Genomic DNA, 2,550 nt, shown 5'->3' on the forward strand with positions numbered 1-2,550 from the left:
GGTATGCATCCCGCAACCTGCGGGCTACCGGCGCCTCCACGGTGGAGGACGCAGACTTCACGAACTCGCCCAGATCCTTCAACTTGGCGAGTACATCCTTACTGGTGACTCCGAGCTCTTTTGCCAGCTCGTGCACACGGGCCTTACCTGCCACTGCTCTCCTTGTCCGGGAGGTCGGCGGCAGACCCGTCGACCTCGTCCTATCGTCGCGCGTTCATGTCTTCAGCTTCACGGCTGACTCATGACGGGTCGACCTGCTTCCTGTCTTCTTCCACGGTGTGGGGTTGTCCCACACCACTTCCCGCGAGGCGCTCCATCTCCGCTCGCACCACGTCCACGCCGAGGACCACCTGGACCTTGAAGGCCCTGGTGAACGCCCGTCGCTTCTCGGCCAAGGCCAGACATCCCAGGTCGGGGTGAATCCATGCGCCCCGACCGGGCATCCGGCGCCGCGGATCGGGGACCGCGTCCCCGTCCACGAGCACTACCCGCAGCAACTTCTTGTCCTCCGCCCGGACCCGGCAACCGACACAGGTCCGTACCGGGCTTGCGCCATCGGGACGTGCGGAGACCGGTTCCTGACGATGAACCACGATCAGTCTATCCCGTCAAGCTCAGTCAGCCGAACCGGATACCGGAGCGGGGGCCGCCGCGTCGCTGCGGATGTCGATGCGCCAGCCGGTGAGCCTGGCCGCGAGTCGGGCGTTCTGCCCTTCCTTGCCGATGGCCAGCGAGAGCTGGAAGTCGGGAACGACGACTCGGGCCGTCTTCGCGCGCTCGTCGACCACCGTGACGGAGACCACTTTGGCGGGCGAGAGGGCGTTGCCGACGAACGTCGCCGGGTCGTCCGACCAGTCGATGATGTCGATCTTCTCGCCTGCCAGTTCGCTCATCACGTTGCGCACGCGCGCGCCCATCGGGCCGATGCACGCGCCCTTGGCGTTGACGCCCGCGACGGACGTGCGGACCGCGATCTTCGACCGGTGTCCCGCTTCGCGCGCGACCGCCGGGATCTCGACGGTGCCGTCGGCGATCTCGGGGACCTCCAGCGCGAACAGCCTGCGGACCAGGTTCGGGTGCGTGCGCGACAGCGTGATCTGCGGGCCGCGGTTGCCGCGGGCGACGCCGACGACGTAGCACTTGATCCGGGTGCCGTGCTCGTAGCTCTCGCCGGGGACCTGCTCGACCGCGGGCAGCACGCCCTCGGTGTTGCCGACCTGCACGATCACCATGCCGCGCGAGTTCGCCCTGGTGTCACGCTGGACGACGCCGGCGACGATCTCGCCCTCCTTGGCGGAGAACTCGCCGAAGGTGCGCTCGTGCTCGGCGTCGCGCAGCCGCTGCAGGATGACCTGCCGGGCGGTGGTCGCGGCGATCCGGCCGAAGCCCTCCGGGGTGTCGTCCCACTCCTCCTCGACCTGGCCGTCGGCGCCGGTCGTGTACGCCAGGACCCGGACCAGGCCGCTGCGCTTGTCGATGTCGATGCGCGCGTGCGGCTGGTGGCCCTCGGTGTGCTTGTACGCGGTCAGCAGCGCGGTCTCGATGGCCTCGATCACCGTCTCGAACGGGATGTCCTTGTCGCGCTCGATTGCCCGCAGCGCGGCGATGTCAACGTTCATCGCGCGTCCTCCTCACCATCGGACGCCCGACCTTCGAGCATCGCCAACTCCGCCACCGGCGGTTGCTTGAATTCCACTTCGATCACGGCGTGCGCGATGTCGGCGTACCCGACCCGCCGCAGCTTGCCGTCGACCAGCAGCTCCACGCCGCCCTCGGGCTCCTCGTCGGCCGAGCCGACCCGGGCCACGAACTCGGCGCCCTCGACCGGCCGGACCTTGACCAGCCGCAGCTTCGCCCGGCGCCAGTGGCGGGGCCGGGTCAGCGGGCGGTCGAGTCCGGGGGAGGTGACTTCCAGGGTGTACGGGCCGCCGAGGACCTCGTCGTGCTCGTCGAGCACCGCGGAGACGGCTCGGCTGACCGCGGCGACCTCGTCGAGTTCGACCCCGTCGTCGCCGTCGACCACGACCTTGACCTGGCGCCTGCGGCCGGCCTGCGCGACGTCGAGCTGCTCGAGCTCGAACCCGGTCGACGCCACGGCAACGGCCACGATCGACTCCAGCGCCGCCGCGGCCGGGTTGGTGGGCGCGGCGTTCGTTCCGCTGTCGCGATGTCGCTGGTTGGCCACGTCGGTGCCGCTCCCCGATTCAGGTAGGTGGTGCGATTGTCTGCCAGTCGGCGATGAGACACACCGACCGTGGTCACCTAGCGTATCTCGCCCACCGGGACCGGGCTGCCGCAGGCGATCATCCGGCAGCGTGGCAGGCCCGAACGGGTGGCCTGGCAGGATGACTTACTGTGATCCCCTCGGCGAGACAGACAACGGTGAGCCGCCGCGCGTTGTTCCGCGCCGCCGCCGCCACAGCCGCCACGGTCGCGGTGGGCGCCTGCACGGCCGAGCCGGACAAGCCACGGCCACCGGACCCGCTCGTCGAGCACCGCGGAGACGGCTCGGCTGACCGCGGCGACCTCGTCGAGTTCGACCCCGTCGTC

General features: G+C 69.8%; 4 protein-coding genes. All 4 read right to left on the bottom strand.

Annotation, left to right across the window (positions count from 1 at the left end):
* Positions 1-154: translation initiation factor IF-2 N-terminal domain-containing protein (locus ACRDSQ_RS30560; RefSeq protein ID WP_431425898.1), on the bottom strand; the 154-nt coding region annotated here is incomplete at its 3' end.
* An 85-nt stretch (positions 155-239) separates the two neighbouring features.
* Positions 240-593, bottom strand: coding sequence for a YlxR family protein (locus tag ACRDSQ_RS30565; protein ID WP_431425893.1), 354 nt, complete (start codon positions 591-593; stop codon positions 240-242).
* A 21-nt stretch (positions 594-614) separates the two neighbouring features.
* Positions 615-1,619: a transcription termination factor NusA gene (gene nusA, locus ACRDSQ_RS30570; protein ID WP_431425895.1), complete on the bottom strand. Its 1,005-nt coding sequence runs from the start codon at positions 1,617-1,619 to the stop codon at positions 615-617.
* A complete protein-coding gene (rimP, locus tag ACRDSQ_RS30575) occupies positions 1,616-2,185 on the bottom strand; it encodes a ribosome maturation factor RimP (RefSeq protein WP_431425896.1) in 570 nt (189 codons plus the stop codon). Before rimP ends, nusA begins: the two co-directional genes overlap by 4 nt.
* Positions 2,186-2,550 lie beyond the last annotated feature (365 nt).

This window comes from Actinokineospora sp., assembly GCF_050699995.1.
Taxonomy (GTDB): domain Bacteria; phylum Actinomycetota; class Actinomycetes; order Mycobacteriales; family Pseudonocardiaceae; genus Actinokineospora.

Coding starts and splice junctions, on each gene's coding strand:
- nusA (WP_431425895.1), bottom strand. CDS start 1,619: ATGAACGTTGACATCGCCGCGCTGCGGGCAATCGAGCGCGACAAGGAC.